The sequence below is a fragment of the Vibrio sp. V42_P2S4T144 genome (assembly GCF_009904715.1).
GTDB classification, from domain to species: domain Bacteria; phylum Pseudomonadota; class Gammaproteobacteria; order Enterobacterales; family Vibrionaceae; genus Vibrio; species Vibrio alginolyticus.
Map to the genome: position 1 here is coordinate 1 of NZ_WXWS01000512.1, position 3,897 is coordinate 3,897.

The window sequence follows — 3,897 nt, forward strand, 5'->3', positions numbered from 1 at the left end:
TCACCTATCTGCTCAAAAAGCCTCGTTTTCATGATAGAAGAATGAAGTGAGTCACTGAACCTAGATGCATTTTCCTGCATCGTAAACCCATTGCTTGTGTAGAAATAAAACGTATGACATTGAATAAACAGCAACTTACATTGAACTGTGATATGGGCGAGAGCTTTGGATCTTGGAGTATGGGCGCAGATGAAGACGTGATGCCCCATGTTGATATGGCGAACATCGCGTGTGGTTTTCATGCCTCCGACCCTAATGTCATGCACGACACCATCACCCTAGCGAATGACAACGATGTTGATATTGGCGCACACCCAGGTTACGCCGACCTACAAGGCTTTGGCAGACGAAGCATAAGCATGACGGGTGATGAAATTACGAACATGGTTATATATCAGGTTGGTGCTTTACAAGCATTATGCCGGGCGCAATACACAGACATCAGTTACATAAAGCCTCATGGCGCTCTATACAACGACATGATGAAAAGTGATGCGATATTTAGAGCGGTAGTTAAGGCGGCAGCACTGTTCAAAGTACCGTTAATGATCCTAGCTTCACAGGAAAACGAAAAATACTTAGAAATCGCAGACGATTATGATGTTCCCTTGCTATTTGAAGCATTTGCAGATCGTTTGTACCAAGATGACGGCTTACTGACTCCTAGAACACAGCCCAATGCCGTGTTAAAAAGCGAGCACGCGATACTTGAGCAAGTCCGGACCTTAGCTGACTCTGGGCGTGTCAAAACCGCTTCAGGCGGTTACATATTATTGGAAGCCGACACAATTTGTGTTCATGGTGACAATGAAGAGTCGATCGCGCTGATCCAAAAGATCCGCCAAAGCCTATACGCTGGAGGAAATTAATGCATAAAGAGAAATTTAATATCTCTTTGATCTCCGAGTGCAGTATTTTCATTAAGTTTGATGAGAGTATTTCTGAAAATGCAGTAGGAGAGCTTGCTCGCAGCATAAGAGAAACTTTCGCTTCAATTGTTATGAACGTTGTCCCCTCCTATCAAACTATTCTCATTGATTACTTACCTTTTCGAATCAACGAAAAGAACTTAGCCAATGAGCTGCAACAAATCGTGAGCCAGTTTGATACTCAATCACTTAAGCTTTCCCAGCCAAATCACATTACTATCCCTGTATATTACTCTGAAGAAACCGCGTTAGATCTATCTCGTTTTAAAATGCGAGGTCTGTCATTAGACGATCTTATTACCCTGCATACGAAAACCGAGTACGCGGTTTCTGCAATTGGCTTTGCTCCAGGCTTTGCATTTCTCTCGGACGTTGATACTCAATTGCACATGGCAAGGCTTGCCACACCAAGAACTCAAGTGCCGGCCGGAAGTGTAGGAATCGCAGACTCTAAAACGGCCGTCTATCCATCAGATAGTCCTGGCGGATGGAACATTATTGGTAAAAGCCCGCTTGCGCTCTTCTCCGACTCTCCTCCTTTTATACCGTTTGAAGTGGGTGACAAGGTCACCTTTAATGCTATTTCAAAACAAGAGTTTATCGATTTAGGAGGCGTACTATGAGTTACGGTGGATTACTGGTGGAAAAGCCAGGACCGCTCTCTTTAGTTCAAGACTTTGGTCGTTTTGGCTTAGCGCATGTCGGTGTGACTCAAGGTGGCCCGGTCGACGACTATGCTTACAGTTGGGCCAACCATTTGCTTGGTAACGTAGTCAATTGCGTTGCGATTGAAATTACTCTGGGTAACGCTTGTTTTATTGCATTGCATAACTGCCACCTTGCTATATGTGGCGGTGATTTAAATGCAAAAATAGATGGTGAACCTATTTCAAATTGGTCTGACTTTACGTTGAAAAAAGGACAGAAGCTTCAGTTCGGAGTCGCAAGGAATGGACTTCGCTCCTACCTAGCGGTTAAAGGTGGATTCAATGTTGCTCAGCACTTAGGAAGCGCATCGACCGTCTTGCGAGAATCTCTAGGTGGTTATGATTCAAATGGTGGCGCTTTGAAAGCTGGTGATATTCTTCCCTTTGTCCCTCATAACTTACCGAAACGTAAACCAAGGCAAATGACGTTTCGCTTTAAGCCAGATTACAACTTACCCATTAAGCTGAGAGTGATTGAAGGCTATCAGAACGAGGACTTTGATGAAGACGCTCGCCAAGCATTTTATAACAAAGCATTCATCATCTCCCCCAATTCGAATCGCATGGGCTACCGTCTTGAGGGCAATAACATTCGTCCACCTTACGAAGGCGTACTATCAGAGGGAATTGCGTTAGGTTCAATTCAAATACCTAGCGATGGTAACCCTATTGTGCTGCTCAACGATCACCAGACTATTGGCGGGTATCCTAAATTTGGCTGCGTAGCTCGTATTGACTTACCTAGACTGGCACAGGCGAAACCCGGACAAAAAGTCAATTTTGTGAAAGGAGATAGAATAGGCTTGCAAGAAGTATGGTGCCAATGGGCTCAGTTTTTTGGGTATTAATACAACCACTGAGCCCAAACACAGCCGATTATGCAGGCATACCATAACGCACTGCTAAAGCTTGTGGATAGCCTCGCTCTTGAGTGAGTTTAATCGCGTACTGCTCGACCTCTTGTTCAGACCACTTTACAGCGACCGGATGCTGTGTTTCCACATTTTGGTTAGGATCGATGTCAAACCAGAATTGAAGCATTTTTTGCGCTGCGAGTAGTGTCGATGACGCTTTTACCACCTCTATTCTCGCGTAGTGGTTATCTTCAAAAGTCACATCTGCCGCTCTGAGTACTGGATCTGTGCCGGGAATTTGCTGAGCGCCAAATAATGCTTTTCCTCCTTTTACAGCAGAGTGATAGTCGGGAATGAACTGTGCCATGTGTTTGATGGCGTTGTTCGTTCGCTCTTCTAACACTTCTTCTCTCCAGCCGTTACGGATCTTCGAGAGTAAAGGCATAGGCAGTTCAGGTTGAGCAGATGAGTTCGTGCTCTCCACTAAACCATCTTCAAACAGCGTGATTCCTTTTGTCATACCATGAAGTTGAAAGTAACCATCGCCATAAGGCGTCAATTGAGCCATTCCTTTATCGGTTCCACGCGGGCCATGAAAAATAACTTCTGGCCATTGTTGTTGACAGTCTGCCCACCTCGTAACGTAAGCGGCTTTAAACTCCACCAACCTGTCTCGCTTGGCACCAACTGTGTTGTCAATTGAGCCTGTTTCAAAGCCACACGCGTTAACCAAGTAGTCGCATGTCATAAGGTAATCGATACCTTCACGTTCATAGCCAAGTTGCCAGTGTTCCCCCATCCAATCGGCTTGCTTGAACGTTGCTTGTGTGAAGACTGAAGCATTAGGAAGCGTATCTAGTGTTAAGTTGGCAATTGCGGCGAGGCGAAAAACACTCCAACCATATTCTTGAACTGCGACAACAGGATACTTTAGCGCTTCAAGATCAGCATGTTGAGCAAAAGGAATACACCACTCATCGAAGTTTGTAGGATGACTTGGTTGAGTACGTTGCGCGAGAGCTTCTAGCTCCGCTTTTGAATACAGTTTGTAGTATTCGCTTGGTTCGCCGAGCACTTTATTACTCTCATCTTTATCAACGAGCGTCTGATAAGCACTTTTCACAACCTCTAATCGCGGAATTAGTGTGGATGGGTCTCCACCATCGGAATGAGGAACCGCGATGATTGTCGGACGAATATTCAGTGAAAGCGGATACAGGCGAACAGTATCAATAGATTGTGCTAACAAGTCTAAGCATTGTTGCTCGGAAATCTCTCGATATAAATTACCACCAGCATGCAAATGACAAATGGGTGGACCATTTACTAGTGATACGCCCTTCTCTATTACGGAAACTTTAAAACCCAGCTCCGCAAAATGAATTGCTGCTGTTGCACCTGCTACAC

Annotated in this window: 4 protein-coding genes; 3 read left to right on the forward strand and 1 reads right to left on the reverse strand. The window is 44.9% G+C overall.

Going from position 1 to position 3,897, the window contains the following annotated elements:
• Positions 1 to 113: 113 nt before the first annotated feature.
• From CAG68_RS16905 to CAG68_RS16915, 3 genes are read left to right on the forward strand one after another with little or no spacing between them, the layout of a single operon-like run.
• Positions 114 to 869, forward strand: coding sequence for a 5-oxoprolinase subunit PxpA (locus CAG68_RS16905; RefSeq protein ID WP_005386314.1), 756 nt, complete (start codon positions 114 to 116; stop codon positions 867 to 869).
• Positions 869 to 1,552 carry a 5-oxoprolinase subunit B family protein gene (locus tag CAG68_RS16910; RefSeq protein WP_064369254.1) on the forward strand — a complete coding sequence of 228 codons (684 nt, stop codon included), beginning with the start codon at positions 869 to 871 and terminating at the stop codon, positions 1,550 to 1,552. Before CAG68_RS16905 ends, CAG68_RS16910 begins: the two co-directional genes overlap by 1 nt.
• Positions 1,549 to 2,484 carry a biotin-dependent carboxyltransferase family protein gene (locus CAG68_RS16915; protein WP_053349879.1) on the forward strand — a complete coding sequence of 312 codons (936 nt, stop codon included), beginning with the start codon at positions 1,549 to 1,551 and terminating at the stop codon, positions 2,482 to 2,484. Before CAG68_RS16910 ends, CAG68_RS16915 begins: the two co-directional genes overlap by 4 nt.
• 28 nt (positions 2,485 to 2,512) lie before the next feature.
• On the opposite strand, the gene CAG68_RS16920 is transcribed toward CAG68_RS16915, so the two are convergent.
• A partial coding sequence (locus tag CAG68_RS16920; protein ID WP_161441400.1) for an FAD-dependent oxidoreductase occupies positions 2,513 to 3,897 on the reverse strand: 1,385 nt, incomplete at its 5' end.

Excerpts from the sequence above, each read along its gene's own strand:
- CAG68_RS16905 (WP_005386314.1), top strand. The coding sequence starts at position 114 with ATGACATTGAATAAACAGCAACTTACATTGAACTGTGATATGGGCGAG.
- CAG68_RS16910 (WP_064369254.1), top strand. The coding sequence starts at position 869 with ATGCATAAAGAGAAATTTAATATCTCTTTGATCTCCGAGTGCAGTATT.
- CAG68_RS16915 (WP_053349879.1), top strand. The coding sequence starts at position 1,549 with ATGAGTTACGGTGGATTACTGGTGGAAAAGCCAGGACCGCTCTCTTTA.